A 16,345-nucleotide genomic window follows, 5' to 3' on the forward strand; every position below is an offset into this window, starting at 1 on the left:
GGTTTGAGAGAACTCGAACTATAGGTACGATTCGTTATCGATTCCAGTTTGGAAAGTTTGCAAGACCTTCTTGTGCGATCGAGTCGTGCGCTGGAATGACGTTTATCTCCGGCTTGCTAAGAATCAACTCGTGCACCCTCGCCAACTCTTTTCCAAGACTATCGGGATCCTTGTCCGCGATTCTTCTCGAGAGCCTAGGTTTGTGTGCGGGAATCAAAAAACCTTCCTTCGACCAGCTGATGTCTCCCGTAAAAAAGTATCTTTTCTTCTCGGACAGATTGATAAAAAGTCCGATCGATCCTCCGCCGTGCCCCTCCATAGGAACGAAGACAATACTTCCATCTTGAAATAGATCCAGACTTTTAGAATACGTTTCATAAGGAGCGTCCTTAAAAACTAAATTCTCCCATTGAACTAGATCTCCGTCGAATTGCCTCTGGATATAGCCGTGTCTTACGTTTGAAGCAAATGCAGCATAACGTTCTTCCTGGGTCGTCAGGACTTTGGCCCAAGGGAAATCCTTGATTCCGCTAGCGTGATCCCAGTGCATATGGGAAAGAAAGATTCTTTCGATCCGCTTCGGATCGTACCCCTCCTTCTTGAGAAGATCGACTGCGGGTCTGTGATCTTTGTAAGCCATCAATACCCGAAGATGAATCGGGTTTAAGGCGAATTGTTCATTTATATCGCTTCCAAGTCCCGTATCGAATAAGAATTTTCCGCTCGGATGTTCCACGAGCAAAGCAGAATGAGAAATCACCCTTTTTTTGAAAAGATTTCCTCCTTCGAACAAAAACGCCTCCGACGTATCTGCGATCGCCGTTTTTAAGAGCGCAAAACGAACCCCGGGATTACGGAACGCCAAAGATTTGCGGCTTCCCCTCTCTTCCCTAGGATAATAAGAGATTTCTAATTTAGGATAACCTAATGCGATCAGAAGACTTAAAATAATAATTCCAACAATCCCAAAAACGATCCAATAACGTTTCATTTTTTCTCTCCTTTCTGTATCAATAACTTTGCGGTATTTGCCGCGGATCTCATCGGACCCGAATCACGATTTGTCCTAGAAAGAAGAATTGCGCCTTCAAGTAGACAAAGAATCGAAGTCGACAACTCTAAGGCTTTTTTCCTGACCCAACCCGACTTTATAAAATACGCTTCGAGCTCTTCATTCCATTCCGCAAATACGGCTTTACACGCGTCATTTACGGAAGAATATTGGGACGCGGTCTCGGAAGCGGTTGTCGCAACCGGACATCCTTGTTTAAAATCCGTCTCGATCAACTTGCGTTCTAAAACTTTGAAGATCGTTCCAATCCCATTTGCGGGCGTTTTAGAAGATTCTAATAGAACTTTAAACATTGACCCCATCTCCCTTCCGGAAACGGTAATCGCCTCCGCTGCCAAATCTTCTTTTCCACCCGGAAAATGAAAATAGATGGATCCTTTGGGAGATTTCGAAGATGCGACGATCTCGTTTAACCCTGTAGCGTTGTAACCTCTGGTCTCCAATGATAAGGCCATTGCCTGAATCATCCTCTCTTTGGACTCGGCTCCTTTTTCACTCATTCCTCAAATAAACCATAAATATATAGACCAGTCAACATATTTTTTGAAACCTTTTATACGAATTCTTTCTATAGAAACCGAGTTTCAAAATGAAGAATCCGGAGATGTCTCGAACAAGTGCGGTCAGGCGTAGTAATTGACGATTTTTGTCCTTAGAAATGGAGAAAAAAAGATTCCCCGATTTTATCGCGAAGAAACATTCAAAATTTCTTAACTATCATTCCGTCAGAGAAGACTGGCGAACAGATCTTGATTGGAAAATTCCAATACCGCTTTTGATCCGAACTCGTTCGAATCAAATCGAAAATTTCCCTTCAGTTGTTGAGTCATAATCGAGATCAAAGTAAAGCCGGTCGTTTTCGGTTGAGACCAAACGGATTCCTTTTGAATCCCTGGACCGTTATCCAAAACGGTAAGAGAATATCTCTTGTTCGTAAAATTTAATTCAACGGTGATTTTACCTTTTGAATTTCCATTGCGGGAATGACGAACCGCATTGTTCAACAATTCGTAGACGATCATCGCGAAAGGAACCGATATTTCTATACTCAAAGGCGCCGCATTCTCACATTGTATCAATTCGACAGGAGAGTCGTTTTGAATTCTTATCAAGCGTACGATTTCCTCCAAAACTTTGTTAAGATCGATCTCGTAATCGGTTTCCGATTTGTAGATTGCGTCGTGAATCTTGGATAACATTAGAATTCTTTCATTGAATCCTTCCATCTGTTTATCGCCGCTCTTGACTCCATTGTTTTGGTGCAAATTTGCAAAACCGCTCAAAATCTGAAGGTTATTTTTGACTCGATGATGAATTTCCCGAATAAAAACTTCCTTTTCTTTTTTGTGACTGCTAAGAACTCGAACCGTAATGATGGCAAGCGTACAAAAAAGAATAAATTTCAGAATGGTATCGAAAATGAAAGCGGAACTCAATTCTCCTCTTCCCCAATACTGATACATTCGAATCGCCATCAATATTCCCGTATAACAAGAAACTGCGATCGTAAGTTTACTATTGGAAAAATGTAAGAACAATATAATGATCGTCGCCATCGAAAAATAAACGTTCCCGGTTTGCATTCCGAAGAAAATTCCGAAGGTCAACGCGGTGAGACTCAGATAGAGAATCGAATAGATCGCAGCTTCGAGTCGATTGATCAGTAAAAAACCGATCGACACAAGCGCAGAAATAGCAAAGATCAAAAAGCCGATCCGGATTCCCTGTTTGATATAAAGAAGACAAGCAACGATTGAGACGATAAAAATGACCAGATCGGTTACATAAAGATGATACGCCCTCTTTCGAGTGAGATAATCCCTTCTTCCATAGATTCGATTTATTTTTTCAAAAAACATGCGGGTTCAGAATTCTTTTTGAAGGGAACTTATCCGGAAACGTGGGACATCATTCCCGGCTATCCGACAAAATACAAATGTTTTTCTAAGACGTAATCCGTCTTTCCCTTCGGTAAATTCGATATTTTCAGTCTTTTAGAATCGATGTTTGCGTGCGGCAACGCTCATTTTTAAAAAACGAATCAATCGAACCTATGACTTAGCTTCCAAGGAATTCATTCTCTCTCGTCTGGGGAAGCATAGTATAACGCTACATCGAGTTTTCCTAATATTACAAACGATATCAATCGAACGATGGCGAAAACATCTTCCGTCTCATGATTTTCTCCGGGTTTTCATAGCGGACACTTCGCTCAAAACGAGATTCAATTCTTCTTAGAATAAAATCTTTTTGATTAGAACCAAACGCTTAGAACGTTATGCGTTCTATATCGTATATATGCTTCTTAGTAAAACATTCGGCCCGCGACCAGATTATGACCGGCTTATATAATATTTCCTGCGACCGAGGAGATTATAACGAAAGATTACCGAGCTCGTCCAAAAACGAGACGGCAAAACTTCCGGGCCCCTTGGATTGCAGGGCCGCTCTGGCACCTGCAATCGCAAAAACAGCCGATGCGGACGCAGTGGCGCGTATCGGATCTTTTTGGATTCCTAAAAAGGAGGCGATCAAGGCCCCGAGCGAACAACCGACTCCTGTTACCTTTGTCATAAGCGGATGACCTCCGCGCACAACAATGGTTCGAGTTCCGTCTGTGATATAATCGATTTCTCCGCTCACCGCCACGACCGTTCCGATTTTTTCCGCAAGTTCTTTCGCAAACGGCAGGGCATCGGAGGAATGAGCCGTGGAGTCCACACCCTTTCCTCCGCCCGCTGTTCCGGATAACGCAAGAATTTCGGAAGCGTTCCCTCGAATGACTGCGGGTTTATGACTGAGCAATTCTTTTACGACTTCCGTTCTATAACGAATCGCACCCGCCGCGACCGGGTCCAGAACCCAAGGAGTTCCCGCTTTGTTTGCGGAGGCGGCGGCGATTCTCATCGACTTCGCGTCCGTGTGCGTAACCGTGCCGACGTTTATCAAAACTCCGCTTGCGATCGCTGCGAAGTCCCCGACTTCTTCTTCTGCGATGACCATCGCAGGCGAAGCTCCGGTCGCGAGAAGAACGTTCGCGGTCCAATTGCTCGCGACGATATTGGTTATAACATGTGTTAGGGGGGCATTTTTTCTAAGCGCTGCAAGATCTTCCACGATCTCGGGCGCCGGCCAAACTCTTTCGATCGTTTCGTTGGTTGACATCCGATTTTCCACTTCTTCAATTCCTAAACAAAGAATCGAATCTGTAAAGAATTTTCATCCGATCGGAAAAGTAAAAACGCTCCGTGTTTTGCAAAGGAAGACCCATTTCAAATCTTCGCCCGCGAATCGAAATCCGTATTTCAATCGTTTGTTTAAAACTGGAGATGCCGTAACGGACGATCCGATTCAATTTCCGAAAGAAAATCATTCCATCATAAAATTCTAATAGATCATCCCGTTAAAAACGAAACCGTTTCCGTATCGAAGAGGTCAAAGACGACGGCGATCGAGCATAAAATCGTATCGAACAATCCTTGGGAGCAATCGATGAAACTTTTCAGAGAAACGGTGTTGATAGGAATCTTTTTATTTCCATTGTTAAGCGCATTCGCACAACCGAACGGAGGGCACAGAGACAACTGTAGAACCGAAAGAGAAACCTATTGTAAGGACGCAAAACCTGGGCCGGAAGGACATCGTTGTCTCAAGGAAAACGAATCCAAACTTTCCGCATCCTGCAAGGCCCACCTCGCGGAAATGGAAACAAAACACAAAGCGATGAAGGAAGCCTGCGCGAGCGACGAAGAAAAATTCTGCAAAGATTCAAACGCCGAACACGGCGGACCGATACGTTGTCTGAAATCTCACGAAGCCGAGTTGAGCGCGAAATGCAAGGACGCACTTCCTCCGCCGCCCGACAAACGTTAAGAATTCGGGCATTCCCCGCCTGCAAATTTTTCGAATAAAAAAGTTCAAAAGAAAAGGCAAGCGGGTCGGGCTACTCCAAGTTCGTCGCAAAAGCGACTCATCTCGAACGGCGTTACCGAAAAACAAAACCAAACTGAATAGGTTCGAGACGCTTCGCGCTTTCCGTATCCCTAATGCGTTTCATAAACCTGAAATTACTTGACTAAACCGGGAAGAATTCGAAAATCGCTCAGCCTCAAAACTTCGGAAATCACAATGCAACTCAAAACGATTCTTATGCTCTTTTACGTCCTTCAGATTCTTTTTACTCTGACGATGAAATATCTATCATACCAGGGAGACAACTCGCCTCAATTACATGAGAAAATTCTAAAATACTTTACGGAAGCGGACATACAAAAAGGGATCGAATACGCGAGAGGCGGGTTTTTTGCGTCGATACTTTCCGATCTTTTGGATTTTGTAGTCGCCGGGATTTTTGTATTTTCCCCGCTTTCCGTAAAACTGGAATCCTATTTGGGAAAAAAGACGGGGAATCGTTTTTATCTTACGGTTTTATTTTTCTTTCTGATCTTTAGCGCGGTACAATTCTTAATCTCGATTCCGTTTCAGTATTATTTCGGATTCGTACTTGAGCACCAATTCGGTTTTTCTAAAATGACTTTTCTGGATTGGGCGATTTATACCGGTAAATCGATTGGGATCGCCGCGTTAGGCGGAAGCATCGCTGTAATCGGAATCGCATTCTTACTCAAAAAATTTCAGAAAGCCTGGAAGTATCTGGTTCCGGCTGTTTCCCTTATTTTCGGACTTTTGTTTTCGATTCTTTTTCCGATCATTATCACTCCGCTCTTTTACGAATACAAACCGATCGAGGAAGGAAGTCTCAAAACAAAGATCATCACACTTTGCGATAAAGCGCAAATTGAAGTCGAAAACGTCTACGTGATCAACGAAAGCAAATATTCCGGTCACACAAACGCGTATTTTACCGGTTGGGGAAAAAACAGAAAAATATTTCTTTACGATACTCTCATACAAAATCACACCGAAGAGGAAATCATCAGCGTATTAGGACATGAGATAGGGCACTGGACTCACGATCATCAGATCAAGGACATCGCGATCAGCACCATCGAAACCTTATTCTTATGTTTTTTATTGGCCTATCTTTTTCAAAAGTTCAAAGACGAAGGATCGATTTCTCTGCGCGAATTCTATTCCCCGTCGACGCTTCCGTTTCTGTTCTTACTCCTTTCTCTTTTCGGATCCGTTACGAGACCGGTTTGGAGCGCGTTCAGCAGAACGCAGGAAACCGAGGCGGATATAGAAGCGCTCGTATTGACAAAAGACAGAAAGTCGTTTATCAATACGGAAATCAAGTTGGCAAAAGACAATCAAGGGAGACTCAACCCGCATCCGGCGGAAGTGTTTTTCTACCATTCGCATCCGACGACTCTGGAGCGGATTCGATTGGCTGAGGAATGGAAAGACTAAACTTTCGAGCCCGTTCGTCTTCGATTTGGAAGACGCTTGTTACCAAGAATTCATATAAATTCTATTTTTATGGCTTTCAATTTTTGATTTCTTGGAAATCATAAAACTTAGAATTAAAACTGCATTCTCTTTTGCTTATATTGCCGAAGGGTAACAAAATGATTACGATTGCATCCGAAAGTATCGAACTCAAGACGCAAGTCCTAGGTATGCGAATTTTCCGCGAGGACGAAAGCCAATCCTCCCGTTATCTCTCGAAACATTTCTGGATCAAAAAAATTCTCGGAATTTCTTTTCGTTATCCGAATCTCAAAGTGGAGATGTTCCGTTTTGTGGACGTTCTTCCCTCTTTACGTTCGAGCAGAGAAATCACGGAACACTTCATTCTTTATCTTCTAAACAAAGACACTGAAATACCAAACTGGATCCGCCCGTTCCTACGCTTCCTCCTCGGGATCTTTCCGATCTCTTTTTTATTCGGCGTAGGAATCCGCGCCGTCGTCCTTAGAACATCCGGCAACTTTATCGCAGGAAAAGATTTTAAGGAAGCGGCAAAACGCCTTAAAAAATTAAGAAAGAAAGACTCCGTATTTACGCTCGACATATTGGGAGAATCTGCGCTTTCCGAAAAAGAGGCAAACGTTTATCAAAAACAATATCTTAGAACTATAGAAAATTTGGATTCTTTTGCGGGATCCGAAACTACGAACTACGGAGCTTGTCCTTTCGTAAACGTATCTGTCAAATGTTCGAGTTTGTATTCTCAGATTTCTTCGTTGGCGAAGGAAGAATCCGCCGCGGTCCTAAAAGAGAAACTTCGTCCCATACTGCGGCTCGCTAAAAGCAGGAATTATTTTTTAAATCTGGACGCGGAACAGTACGACTATAAGGAAATCCTAATATCCCTAGCTCTCGAAATATTTTCCGAACCGGAATTTTCGGATTATCCGCATTTCGGAATTGTAATCCAAACATATCTAAAGGATTCCCGAAAAGAGTTAATTCAAATTTTAGAATATTCCAAAACCAGAAAGATCCCGATAACGGTTCGTCTCGTAAAAGGAGCCTATTGGGAATACGAAGTGATCCGGGCCAAGGAAAAAGGCTGGGAAATCCCGGTCTTCGAAAATAAAGCCGAAACGGACCTAAACTATGAGGAATGCGCGAAAATCCTTTTGGATTCTTACCCTCGGATTCTATCGGCGTTCGCGTCGCATAACATTCGGAGTCTTTCCGCGATTCTTACCTATGCGGAGAGCAAAGGAATTTCGAAAAGGGATTTTGAAATCCAGATGTTATACGGAATGGGAGATTCTTATAAAGTCGTATTAAAAAAAATGGGATATCGGATTCGCGAATATACGCCGTTAGGCGATATTCTTCCCGGAATGGCCTATTTGGTGAGAAGACTTCTGGAAAACACGTCCAACCAGGGTTTCCTGCAGAATTTTCTTTCCGGAAGAATGGATTATTCTCATCTCTTGAAAAACCCAAAGGAATCGATCTCCAATGCAGAACTTCTATAACGAACCGATCCGTGATTTCTCGAAAGAGGAAAACAGAAAATGGATCTTTCCGACGATTCAAAAAATCCGCGGCAGTTTTCCGATTGTCGTACCGGCAATCGTAGGAGGAGAAGAGATCAAAAATCTTCCCAAAGAGAAACATAGAAACCCGGCGAAGATAGAAGAGATCACTACCGAATATTCGCTTAGCGATCGAAACGTTTTGGAGAACTCGATTCTAATTTCAAAAAAATATTTTTCAAATTGGAGCGGACTCGATCCTAAAAACAGAATTTCGATTTTGTGGAATGTTGGAGATTTGATCCTTGAAAATAGGAACGAACTCTCAGCGCTGATCCTTTTGGAAACCGGGAAGACGATTCCCGAAGCCGAAGCGGACGTCGTCGAAGCGATCGACTTTTGCAGATACTACGCGAAGGAATACGAAAGAATTTTTCAAGGACAAAGAATCGATCTGCCGGGAGAAGAAAATTTTTATTCTTACAAACCGAAAGGGATCGTCGGCGTCATTTCACCTTGGAATTTTCCCGCGGCGATCTTAACGGGAATGTGCGCCGGACCTCTCGTTTGCGGGAACGTCGTCCTCTTAAAACCGGCGGAACAATCTTCAGCGATCGGGCTTTATATTTACCGCCTCTTTTTAAAAGCGGGCGTTCCGAAAGAAGTCTTTCATTTTTTACCCGGAAACGGAGAGGACATCGGAGCCGAAATCGTAAAAAACACGGACGTTTCAGTGATCAACTTCACCGGATCGAGAGAAGTTGGAATATCCATCCTCAAAGAATGCGGGACGTTTCGACCCGACTCGAGAAGAATCAAACGTGCGTTATGCGAAATGGGAGGAAAAAATCCGATCATCGTGGACGGGGACGCGGATTTGGATCTTGCGGTTGAAGGCGCGCTTCAGTCCGCATTCGGTTTTCAAGGCCAAAAATGCAGCGCCCTTTCCAAGTTGATCGTATTAGATTCTTGTTATGAAACGTTCAAAACCAGATTTCTGGAAGCCGTCGCTTCTTTAAAGATCGGCTCTCCCGAAATTCTTTCCTCGAAGATCGGCCCCGTCATCACCGAAGAGTCGAAACAAAGATTGGAAAAAATCGTCGCCGATCACAAAAGTAAGATCCTATTTCAAGCGGTTCTTTCGGAAGAGTCGAAGACTGAAGGCCATTACTTTGCGCCCGTTGTTTTCGAAGAACAGGATTGGAACAGCGAACTTGCCACAAAGGAATTTTTCGGACCGATCGTAGCTCTCTTTCGAGTAAAAAATTTTTCGGAAGCGATCGATAAAGCGAACGACTCCGACTACGCTCTCACCGCAGGACTTTATTCCCGCAACCCGGAACATATCGAGGAAGCGAAACGAAAGATCGAAGCCGGAAATTTTTATATAAACCGTGCGATCACCGGAGCGATCGTCGAAAGACAACCGTTCGGCGGCTTCAAACTCTCCGGAGTCGGAGCCAAGGCGGGAGGTCCCGATTATCTCAAAAGCTTTTTAGAACCGATAACGATCACGGAAAATACGATGAGAAGAGGATTCACGGCGGATCTGATTCAATAATCGGCGGATTGTTCGGGCGAAAATCGACGCAAAGGATCGCAATGTCGTCTTCCGGATTTTTTCCTTTCATAAATTCTTCCAGATCAAACATCATCAGATCTAAAAAAGGTCCGGCGGGTTGTCTCGCGTTCGCAAGAAGAAATTCCTCAAAGCAGGATTCTCCGTAATCCCTTCCCATTTTATTTTTAGCCTCGATCAATCCGTCCGTGAAGAGTATTAGTTTATCATTCTTTTTTAATTTATGTTTTGAAGAATAATATTTCCAACTTGGCTCGATTCCCAAAATGAACGTATTCTCGTTTTTTAATTCGTAAATCTCGCTGTAATTTTCCCGAACTACCAACGCCGGCTGATGTCCCGCGCTCGCGTAAGTCAGCGTTCCGTCCTTGTCCAAAACACAGTAGAACGCGGTCACAAAGAGATCCTGTTTTTCCAACATCCCGCACAAGGACCGATTGACCAAACCGAGGAGCAGGTCCGGCTCTTTCACGTCCTGGCAGTGGTTTCGAAAAGCGGCCTTCGTCATCATCGTCACCAATGCGGAAGCGACACCGTGCCCGGAAACGTCAGAAATAAAAAATCCGGTTTTATTTTCGCCAAGATTCACGACGTCGTAAAAATCCCCTCCTATCTTCTCCAAGGAAAAATATTTCGCGGCTATATTAAGATCCGATCGTGTCGTTTTAGAAAGATCCGGAAGAGTATCCTGTTGTAATCTTCTTGCAAGAGTCAGATCGACTGCCTGAACTCTGTGAAGACGTTGTATGTTTCGTTTGTGTTTTTTCGTTTCGACAAGATGACGCGTCAGTTGATTTCCCATGTTTCGAACGCTTTCGGACGCTCTCAAAAGCCAAACATGCATAAAAAAGAATACGATCAAAAAAACGAAGATCGACTTGATATGAAGCTGTAAGTATTCCGCGTTAAACGCGAGAAGTAATCCGAAAAAAACGAAGTAATAAGTTACAAACCATAAAGTAAGATATACGCTTCTTGCAAGACCCAAAACCGGAAGCTGAATGCTGATCACAAAGATAAACATGACCGGAAAGTATTCGGGCGCAAGAAACGTAAAGTATCCGTAAAACGCGGGTAACGGCAACGAAAGAAGAAGAGAACGATTCGCCCAGAGAAGCGCAGACCAACGTCCGGTGATCATTCTAAAATTGCAATAAAGTGTCACCGAGACGGTATATAAGAAATTCAGAATGATCCAATGAGGTTCGGGTGTTACGGAATCACGTAGATAAAAACGCAAAACGATCCAGAATACGACGACTCCAAAGGCTCCCTGAAGAAGAGAAAAAGTGATTTCGCTTTTCAAAGTTTTTTTCAACTGGAGAAAAAATTTGGTCATGTCTCTTTCTGAAATTCAGCCTCCGAGTAAAAAAGATTCTACTCGTCATTTTGAGACTGCATTTATCCCTTGAATCGAACGAAGAAAAGCTATATTCTAAAATTCAAGGATGAAAACGCGTCTTCGAACGTTATCTGCGTATCATAGATTTTAAAATACACACTCATTTCTTTAGCATTTCGGTTTAAAATACATTCTTATTTTTGAAAAACCGAAAGACGAAAAAAATCAATCCGGTTTTTCTGCGACCGCGATATAAGCCTCGGAGGAAAGGGAGATCGGAAGTTTTGCGAGTTGAGAATTAAGATGTTCTAACATGATTTTTCTTTTTTCGTCCCAAACGGATTCCTTCATCTTACTTTTCATCCACTGAAGAGGCGCTCCTCCTTCGATCATAGAATCCAAGAATTCCTCCGCATCGCTTACTTCGATCGAATTGGAAAAGGGAAGAATATCGATCTCCCGAAAACCGGCCGCGTTCAATTGTTCCCGAAAGAATTCAGGATTTTCGAAACTAGAAGGATTGGTTTGGGGTTCGGGAATTTCAGGATTCGCTTTTCGAAGCGCGCCGAAAAGAAATTGCATCAGAGGAGAATTTTTAACCGGAGCCCAGCCGGAAACTGCGACTTTTTTTCCGGGTTTAAGAACTCGGTATATCTCCTTGAGACCTTGGAGTTTGTCCGGAAAAAACATAAGACCGAACATGGAGAAAGCTCCGTCAAAATGATTTTGCGGAAACTCCAATTTCTGACCGTCCATCACAAGAGGAATCACGTTCTCGACGTTCGCTTCTCTCATTCCTTTTTTAAGTTGTTCTATCATCGGCTCGGAAAAATCGATCGCGTAGATTTCCTTTACGGATTTGGAAAGAGGGATCGCAAGCGTTCCGGGACCGGCAGCGACGTCCAAGACGACGTGATCGGATTTTAATCCGAGTAAATCCATCGCTTTGAGCGAATAGGTTTCTAAAAATTGTTTCGTGGATTTCGTATATCCTTCGGCGACTAAGGACCAAGGTTCAACGGAAGATAATGGATTGGACATGAATCCTACTCTTTACGAGATCCGTGAAATATTGCGAGCAAAATCTTGAATCGGCCCGTTGCCGTAAATAGAATCCATATCGCCGGGAATTAACGCCAAAACGATGTTTGACGATTTATTCTATAAGTTATTTCCAATTTTTGGTCCGCTCTCGGGCGAAAACAATCTCCATGAAGCGTCGGGAAGAACAAGAACCGGGAGAATATCATTGAATCTTCATGAAATAAAAACGCCGAAAGCCGTCTTGTTATACGGCACTCTCGCGTAGCTCCAACGCATTTAACAATTCTTCCGAATATTTCCACGGTCTCTTTTTGCCAAAATCGAACATGATACAAATGGAAATAGAATCGCAGGCGACCTTCCCGTCGGACTTTCGGATGAGTTTTTGAAAAATCTTACAACGAGAACCGTCAAATTCTCCGAAACGTGTGGTTATAAAAATGGATTCCGGATATCGAATCTCCGCCTTATAATCGGTTTCAGAACGGAGAATCATGGGACCGATGTTCGCCTCTCTCATTTTGGAATAACCCAGCCCCGCTTCTTCAAGGGCAACCATTCTTCCCTCATGCAAATATACCTGAAAATTGCCCACGTTGAGATGACCGTTGGGATCACACTGACTCCAAAGTACCGGAATCTCATATTGGAATTCTTTTGAAATCAAACTCATTGATAACTCCATTTAGAATACAATATTCCTAAAACAAAATGAACCGTTTTCGTTTCTATGCAAATCTTAGTTTGATATAAAATTATTAATTTGTATGCAAAACCTTAGAAACCGGTGGACACATGGATTTGAAGGGTATATCCTTTGCTCCTCTCTTTTTTCGATCGATTTTTCCCGTTTTTTGACTATTAGGGGTTGACAAAACCTGCCTTGAGTGATAACTTAACCATAAGGTTAATTAACCAAATGGTTCAACAAGAAGCTACAGAAGATCATCTCAGTCTCACTTTCGCCGCACTGGCCGACCCAACTCGGCGAAAGATTTTAGCCACACTTCGGTACGGAGACGTTACCGTGAAGCAACTTGCAGAACCCTTTGCCATGAGTCTTCCGGCTATCACCAAACACTTAAAGGTTTTGGAAAAAGCGGGACTGATTTCCCGAGGCAAGGAGGCACAATGGAGACCTTCTCGTTTAGAAACAGGGCCGCTGAAAGAAGTGGCTGATTGGATCGACGAATACCGACAAATCTGGGAAGCCAGACTCGATCGACTGGATGATTATTTGCGGGAACTCCAGCAGAACGAGAAAAACGAAGAAATAAACCAAAGGAAATTCGACAATGAATAAGGAAAAAATCAAAACCATAATCTACTGGGTGACCACCGTACTTGTCGCGGCCAATTACGCTTTCGCGGCTTACGCCTACACCGTGCAAGGACCGGAAGTCGTAGAAGGAATGGGCAAACTCGGGTATCCCCTCTACTTCGTCGCTCTTCTCGGAATTTGGAAACTCCTCGGCGCGATCGCCATCTCGATTCCTAAATTCCCTCTCTTAAAAGAATGGGCTTACGCCGGTATGTTTTTCAACCTCACTTCCGCATCCATTTCCAACGGAATATCCGGTTTTGAAACAATCCATATCGTAATGCCTCTTGTAGGTCTCGCGTTAGTCGCAGTTTCCTGGGCGCTTCGTCCTGAAAGCAGAAGATTGCCTGGCGTCTGGAGTTTATAAGAATATTATAATATATTATAATCACGGAAAAAACAATCTTAGAATTCAAAAAGGACCGGTCAAAATGTCAAACAACGACCAAACACTGAACGAAGTCGTTATCACAAGAATCTTCGACGCGCCGAGAGAACTCGTCTTCAAAGCGTGGTCGGATCCCGAACGTCTGATGCGTTGGTGGGGACCGAAAAACTTCACTTCACCCGCCTGTAGAATTGACTTCAGAGTCGGGGGGAAATACGTCTTCGGACTCCGCTCCCCGGAAGGTCAAGAGTTTTGGAGCACGGGTTTTTTCCGTGAAATCGTAATTCCGGAAAAAATCGTATATTCGGATTCGTTCTCGGATGAAAACGGAAATCCGGTTCCTGCGTCTCATTACGGCTTCACCGGAGAATTCCCTGAAACGACGACCGTGTCCCTTTTGTTCGAGACAATCGAAAAAAAAACAAAGCTGACCCTTAGACATATCGGACTTCCTGCCGGAGAAATAAGCGAAATGACGAAGGCAAGTTGGAACGAGATGATCGATAAACTTAACGAAAGCCTAAAATAGCTTTTTCAATCGATAATTCTGTTGAGAATAAACACGGAGAAAATGATGAACTCGCTTAACAATCAAAAATCGAACACCGCAGACCGCGAAATCGCCACCTCACGCGTGTTTGACGCGCCGAGGGAATTGGTCTGGAAAGTTTGGACCGATCCAAATCACATCGGCAATTGGTGGGGACCGAACGGTTTTACGAATACGATCGAAACGATGGAAGTAAAACCGGGAGGTGTCTGGAAGCTGATCATGCACGGTCCGGACGGAACCGATTATCCCAATCGAATCACCTATATCGAAGTTATAAAGCCGGAACGTTTAGTTTATAAACACGGCTCGGATATGGAAGATCATCCCGGCGATTTCCAGGTGACCGTAACTTTCGAAGAGGAGAACGGCAAAACCAAACTTACCATGATTTCTCTTTTCCAAACGGCTGCGGCGCGCGACGAAGTCGTGGAAAAATACGGAGCGATCGAAGGTATGAATCAAACTCTCAATCGACTCGGAGAATATCTCGCAAAGGCCGCAAATTAATCAAAGGAGAATTTTATGTCTATGCTCAAACTTATCTTAATATCCGTCGTCGGCCTTTTGGTCGTCGCAATCGTGATCCTTCTCGTCTACGCGAGCACAAAACCTGAAGAATTTCGTTACGAAAGATCGATCGGCATCAAAGCTGCGCCTGAAAAAATTTTTCCGTTGATAAGCGACTTCCGCTCTTGGGTCGAATGGTCTCCTTGGGAAAAAGTGGATCCTTCCATGAAAAAGACTTATAGCGGACCGGCTAACGGAGTGGGTACGACCTACGAATGGGAAGGAAACAAGGATATCGGAAAAGGACGTATGGAAATTACGGAGGCGAATTCTCCTTCCAAGATCATAATCAAACTCGATTTTTTGGCTCCTTTCGAAGCTCACAACACGGCCGAATTCACTTTGGAAAAAAAGGGAGATACGACTCAGGTAACTTGGGCCATGTTCGGAAAGAACGTCTTCCTTTCAAAGGTGATGGGAATATTCTTAAATATGGACGAGATGATCGGAAAACAATTCGAAACAGGCTTGGATAACCTAAAAAGAATCGGCGAAGGAAAATAAGCATGAGCGAAAAGAAGGACATTACAATTCCTGAATTTACTCTTTCGAGAACCTTCGACGCTCCGCGCGATCTCGTTTGGAAAGCGTGGACCGAACCGAAAAGACTCGCGGAATGGTGGGGACCAAAAGGACTTAAGATGGGCGTCACTCATTTGGATTTGAAACCGGGAGGATTATTTCATTACAGCATGACAACTCCCGACGGCGAAACTATGTGGGGAAGATTTATCTACAGAGAGATCACCCCTCCCGAAAAACTAGTGTTTATAGTTTCGTTTTCCGATGAGAACGCAGGTATGATTCGTCATCCGATGGCGAAAGGTTGGCCTTTGGAAATTCTGAATACGGTTATCTTCACGGAAGAAAACGGAAAAACCGTTCTCAGATTGAAGGGATCTCCGATCAACGCGTCTCCGGAAGAGATTCAGATTTTCGGAGACAACTTCGATTCGATGAATCAGGGATTTACCGGAACGATGGATCAACTCGAAGCGTATTTGGCAAAACAGTAAATTAGAAAAACGGAATGTGGGTCGTTCAAATATTATTTCCAGGAGGCCCACTTCAGGAGCGTCGTATGACGGAAAAAGAAAAACAACTCCCTGCAAAAATTTCGGAAAGGGAAATCGTAAGTATGCGAGTCTTCGACGCGCCTGTAGATCTGGTGTTCAAAGCCTGGACTAAGCCGGAGCATTTGAAACTTTGGTGGGGACCGAAAGACTTTACGAATACGTTTCACGAATTCGACCTAAGACCCGGCGGCAATTGGAAATTCGTGATGCACGGACCCGACGGGACAAACTATGAGAATCACAGCGTTTTCGTGGAGATCGACGAACCTAAGAAGATTCTTTTCGAACACGTTTCTCAGCATCACTACGTCGCCACGATTCATTTTGAAAGAATTGAAAATCGGACAAAGGTATCTTTCGGCATGGTCTTCGACACTGCGGAAGAATTCGATCGGGTAAAAAAATACATCGAGATTGGGAACGAACAAAACTTCGACAGACTGGAAGCGGAACTGATCAGAATGGCGCGCTGATTCGACAAAAAACGGATTGTCTACAAAATCCAAA

The 16,345-nt window shown here is 43.7% G+C and carries 18 protein-coding genes; 11 read left to right on the forward strand and 7 right to left on the reverse strand.

Annotation, left to right across the window (positions count from 1 at the left end; genetic code table 11):
• Positions 1-34: 34 nt before the first annotated feature.
• The 4 genes from CH376_RS02655 to thiM all read right to left on the reverse strand — a co-directional run bounded on the left by CH376_RS02655 (position 35) and on the right by thiM (position 4,237).
• Complete coding sequence (locus tag CH376_RS02655; RefSeq protein ID WP_100786685.1) at positions 35-991, reverse strand: MBL fold metallo-hydrolase; 957 nt, start codon at positions 989-991, stop codon at positions 35-37.
• The gene (locus tag CH376_RS02660; protein WP_100786686.1) at positions 988-1,572 is read right to left on the reverse strand and encodes a TetR/AcrR family transcriptional regulator; all 585 of its coding nucleotides are present in this window, start codon (positions 1,570-1,572) and stop codon (positions 988-990) included. Before CH376_RS02660 ends, CH376_RS02655 begins: the two co-directional genes overlap by 4 nt.
• Positions 1,573-1,797: 225 nt before the next feature.
• On the reverse strand, positions 1,798-2,931 hold the full coding sequence (locus CH376_RS02665; protein WP_100786687.1) for a sensor histidine kinase: 1,134 nt from the start codon (positions 2,929-2,931) through the stop codon (positions 1,798-1,800).
• Between the two features lie 514 nt (positions 2,932-3,445).
• Positions 3,446-4,237, reverse strand: a complete 792-nt coding sequence (gene thiM / locus CH376_RS02670; protein WP_100786688.1) for a hydroxyethylthiazole kinase — start codon at positions 4,235-4,237, stop codon at positions 3,446-3,448.
• Between the two features lie 327 nt (positions 4,238-4,564).
• Between thiM and CH376_RS02680 the strand changes: the two genes are divergently transcribed.
• The 4 genes from CH376_RS02680 to CH376_RS02695 all read left to right on the forward strand — a co-directional run bounded on the left by CH376_RS02680 (position 4,565) and on the right by CH376_RS02695 (position 9,529).
• Complete coding sequence (locus CH376_RS02680) at positions 4,565-4,945, forward strand: hypothetical protein (RefSeq protein WP_100786690.1); 381 nt, start codon at positions 4,565-4,567, stop codon at positions 4,943-4,945.
• A 255-nt stretch (positions 4,946-5,200) separates the two neighbouring features.
• Positions 5,201-6,442 carry a M48 family metallopeptidase gene (locus CH376_RS02685; RefSeq protein WP_100786736.1) on the forward strand — a complete coding sequence of 414 codons (1,242 nt, stop codon included), beginning with the start codon at positions 5,201-5,203 and terminating at the stop codon, positions 6,440-6,442.
• Positions 6,443-6,600: 158 nt separating this feature from the next.
• Entirely contained in the window at positions 6,601-7,968 is a 1,368-nt protein-coding gene (locus CH376_RS02690) for a proline dehydrogenase family protein (protein WP_100786691.1), read from the forward strand.
• Positions 7,952-9,529 carry an aldehyde dehydrogenase family protein gene (locus CH376_RS02695; protein WP_100786692.1) on the forward strand — a complete coding sequence of 526 codons (1,578 nt, stop codon included), beginning with the start codon at positions 7,952-7,954 and terminating at the stop codon, positions 9,527-9,529. Before CH376_RS02690 ends, CH376_RS02695 begins: the two co-directional genes overlap by 17 nt.
• On the opposite strand, the gene CH376_RS02700 is transcribed toward CH376_RS02695, so the two are convergent.
• The 3 genes from CH376_RS02700 to CH376_RS02710 all read right to left on the reverse strand — a co-directional run bounded on the left by CH376_RS02700 (position 9,507) and on the right by CH376_RS02710 (position 12,606).
• Positions 9,507-10,886 carry a PP2C family protein-serine/threonine phosphatase gene (locus CH376_RS02700; protein ID WP_100786693.1) on the reverse strand — a complete coding sequence of 460 codons (1,380 nt, stop codon included), beginning with the start codon at positions 10,884-10,886 and terminating at the stop codon, positions 9,507-9,509. The genes CH376_RS02695 and CH376_RS02700 overlap by 23 nt on opposite strands.
• A gap of 228 nt (positions 10,887-11,114) precedes the next feature.
• Positions 11,115-11,930, reverse strand: coding sequence for a class I SAM-dependent methyltransferase (locus tag CH376_RS02705; RefSeq protein ID WP_100786694.1), 816 nt, complete (start codon positions 11,928-11,930; stop codon positions 11,115-11,117).
• A gap of 247 nt (positions 11,931-12,177) precedes the next feature.
• Positions 12,178-12,606: an acyl-CoA thioesterase gene (locus CH376_RS02710; RefSeq protein WP_100786695.1), complete on the reverse strand. Its 429-nt coding sequence runs from the start codon at positions 12,604-12,606 to the stop codon at positions 12,178-12,180.
• A 246-nt stretch (positions 12,607-12,852) separates the two neighbouring features.
• On the opposite strand from CH376_RS02710, the gene CH376_RS02715 reads away from it, so the two are divergent.
• The 7 genes from CH376_RS02715 to CH376_RS02745 all read left to right on the forward strand — a co-directional run bounded on the left by CH376_RS02715 (position 12,853) and on the right by CH376_RS02745 (position 16,311).
• Positions 12,853-13,236, forward strand: coding sequence for an ArsR/SmtB family transcription factor (locus CH376_RS02715; RefSeq protein WP_100786737.1), 384 nt, complete (start codon positions 12,853-12,855; stop codon positions 13,234-13,236).
• The gene (locus CH376_RS02720) at positions 13,229-13,621 is read left to right on the forward strand and encodes a DoxX family protein (protein ID WP_100786696.1); all 393 of its coding nucleotides are present in this window, start codon (positions 13,229-13,231) and stop codon (positions 13,619-13,621) included. The genes CH376_RS02715 and CH376_RS02720 overlap by 8 nt, the downstream gene beginning before the upstream one ends.
• A 64-nt stretch (positions 13,622-13,685) precedes the next feature.
• Positions 13,686-14,171, forward strand: coding sequence for an SRPBCC family protein (locus CH376_RS02725; protein WP_100786697.1), 486 nt, complete (start codon positions 13,686-13,688; stop codon positions 14,169-14,171).
• A gap of 42 nt (positions 14,172-14,213) precedes the next feature.
• Positions 14,214-14,702 carry an SRPBCC family protein gene (locus tag CH376_RS02730; RefSeq protein WP_100786698.1) on the forward strand — a complete coding sequence of 163 codons (489 nt, stop codon included), beginning with the start codon at positions 14,214-14,216 and terminating at the stop codon, positions 14,700-14,702.
• A gap of 15 nt (positions 14,703-14,717) precedes the next feature.
• The gene (locus tag CH376_RS02735; protein ID WP_100786699.1) at positions 14,718-15,266 is read left to right on the forward strand and encodes an SRPBCC family protein; all 549 of its coding nucleotides are present in this window, start codon (positions 14,718-14,720) and stop codon (positions 15,264-15,266) included.
• A gap of 2 nt (positions 15,267-15,268) precedes the next feature.
• Positions 15,269-15,778 carry an SRPBCC family protein gene (locus CH376_RS02740; RefSeq protein WP_100786700.1) on the forward strand — a complete coding sequence of 170 codons (510 nt, stop codon included), beginning with the start codon at positions 15,269-15,271 and terminating at the stop codon, positions 15,776-15,778.
• Between the two features lie 65 nt (positions 15,779-15,843).
• Positions 15,844-16,311, forward strand: a complete 468-nt coding sequence (locus tag CH376_RS02745; protein WP_100786701.1) for an SRPBCC family protein — start codon at positions 15,844-15,846, stop codon at positions 16,309-16,311.
• Positions 16,312-16,345 lie beyond the last annotated feature (34 nt).

The organism is Leptospira adleri (assembly GCF_002811985.1).
Taxonomy (GTDB): Bacteria; Spirochaetota; Leptospiria; order Leptospirales; family Leptospiraceae; genus Leptospira; species Leptospira adleri.

Excerpts from the sequence above, each read along its gene's own strand:
- CH376_RS02690 (WP_100786691.1), top strand. The coding sequence starts at position 6,601 with ATGATTACGATTGCATCCGAAAGTATCGAACTCAAGACGCAAGTCCTA.
- CH376_RS02735 (WP_100786699.1), top strand. The coding sequence starts at position 14,718 with ATGTCTATGCTCAAACTTATCTTAATATCCGTCGTCGGCCTTTTGGTC.
- CH376_RS02730 (WP_100786698.1), top strand. The coding sequence starts at position 14,214 with ATGATGAACTCGCTTAACAATCAAAAATCGAACACCGCAGACCGCGAA.
- CH376_RS02715 (WP_100786737.1), top strand. The coding sequence starts at position 12,853 with ATGGTTCAACAAGAAGCTACAGAAGATCATCTCAGTCTCACTTTCGCC.
- CH376_RS02725 (WP_100786697.1), top strand. The coding sequence starts at position 13,686 with ATGTCAAACAACGACCAAACACTGAACGAAGTCGTTATCACAAGAATC.
- CH376_RS02685 (WP_100786736.1), top strand. The coding sequence starts at position 5,201 with ATGCAACTCAAAACGATTCTTATGCTCTTTTACGTCCTTCAGATTCTT.
- thiM (WP_100786688.1), bottom strand. The coding sequence starts at position 4,237 with ATGTCAACCAACGAAACGATCGAAAGAGTTTGGCCGGCGCCCGAGATC.
- CH376_RS02660 (WP_100786686.1), bottom strand. The coding sequence starts at position 1,572 with ATGAGTGAAAAAGGAGCCGAGTCCAAAGAGAGGATGATTCAGGCAATG.
- CH376_RS02745 (WP_100786701.1), top strand. The coding sequence starts at position 15,844 with ATGACGGAAAAAGAAAAACAACTCCCTGCAAAAATTTCGGAAAGGGAA.
- CH376_RS02710 (WP_100786695.1), bottom strand. The coding sequence starts at position 12,606 with ATGAGTTTGATTTCAAAAGAATTCCAATATGAGATTCCGGTACTTTGG.
- CH376_RS02740 (WP_100786700.1), top strand. The coding sequence starts at position 15,269 with ATGAGCGAAAAGAAGGACATTACAATTCCTGAATTTACTCTTTCGAGA.
- CH376_RS02680 (WP_100786690.1), top strand. The coding sequence starts at position 4,565 with ATGAAACTTTTCAGAGAAACGGTGTTGATAGGAATCTTTTTATTTCCA.
- CH376_RS02705 (WP_100786694.1), bottom strand. The coding sequence starts at position 11,930 with ATGTCCAATCCATTATCTTCCGTTGAACCTTGGTCCTTAGTCGCCGAA.
- CH376_RS02700 (WP_100786693.1), bottom strand. The coding sequence starts at position 10,886 with ATGACCAAATTTTTTCTCCAGTTGAAAAAAACTTTGAAAAGCGAAATC.
- CH376_RS02695 (WP_100786692.1), top strand. The coding sequence starts at position 7,952 with ATGCAGAACTTCTATAACGAACCGATCCGTGATTTCTCGAAAGAGGAA.
- CH376_RS02655 (WP_100786685.1), bottom strand. The coding sequence starts at position 991 with ATGAAACGTTATTGGATCGTTTTTGGGATTGTTGGAATTATTATTTTA.
- CH376_RS02665 (WP_100786687.1), bottom strand. The coding sequence starts at position 2,931 with ATGTTTTTTGAAAAAATAAATCGAATCTATGGAAGAAGGGATTATCTC.
- CH376_RS02720 (WP_100786696.1), top strand. The coding sequence starts at position 13,229 with ATGAATAAGGAAAAAATCAAAACCATAATCTACTGGGTGACCACCGTA.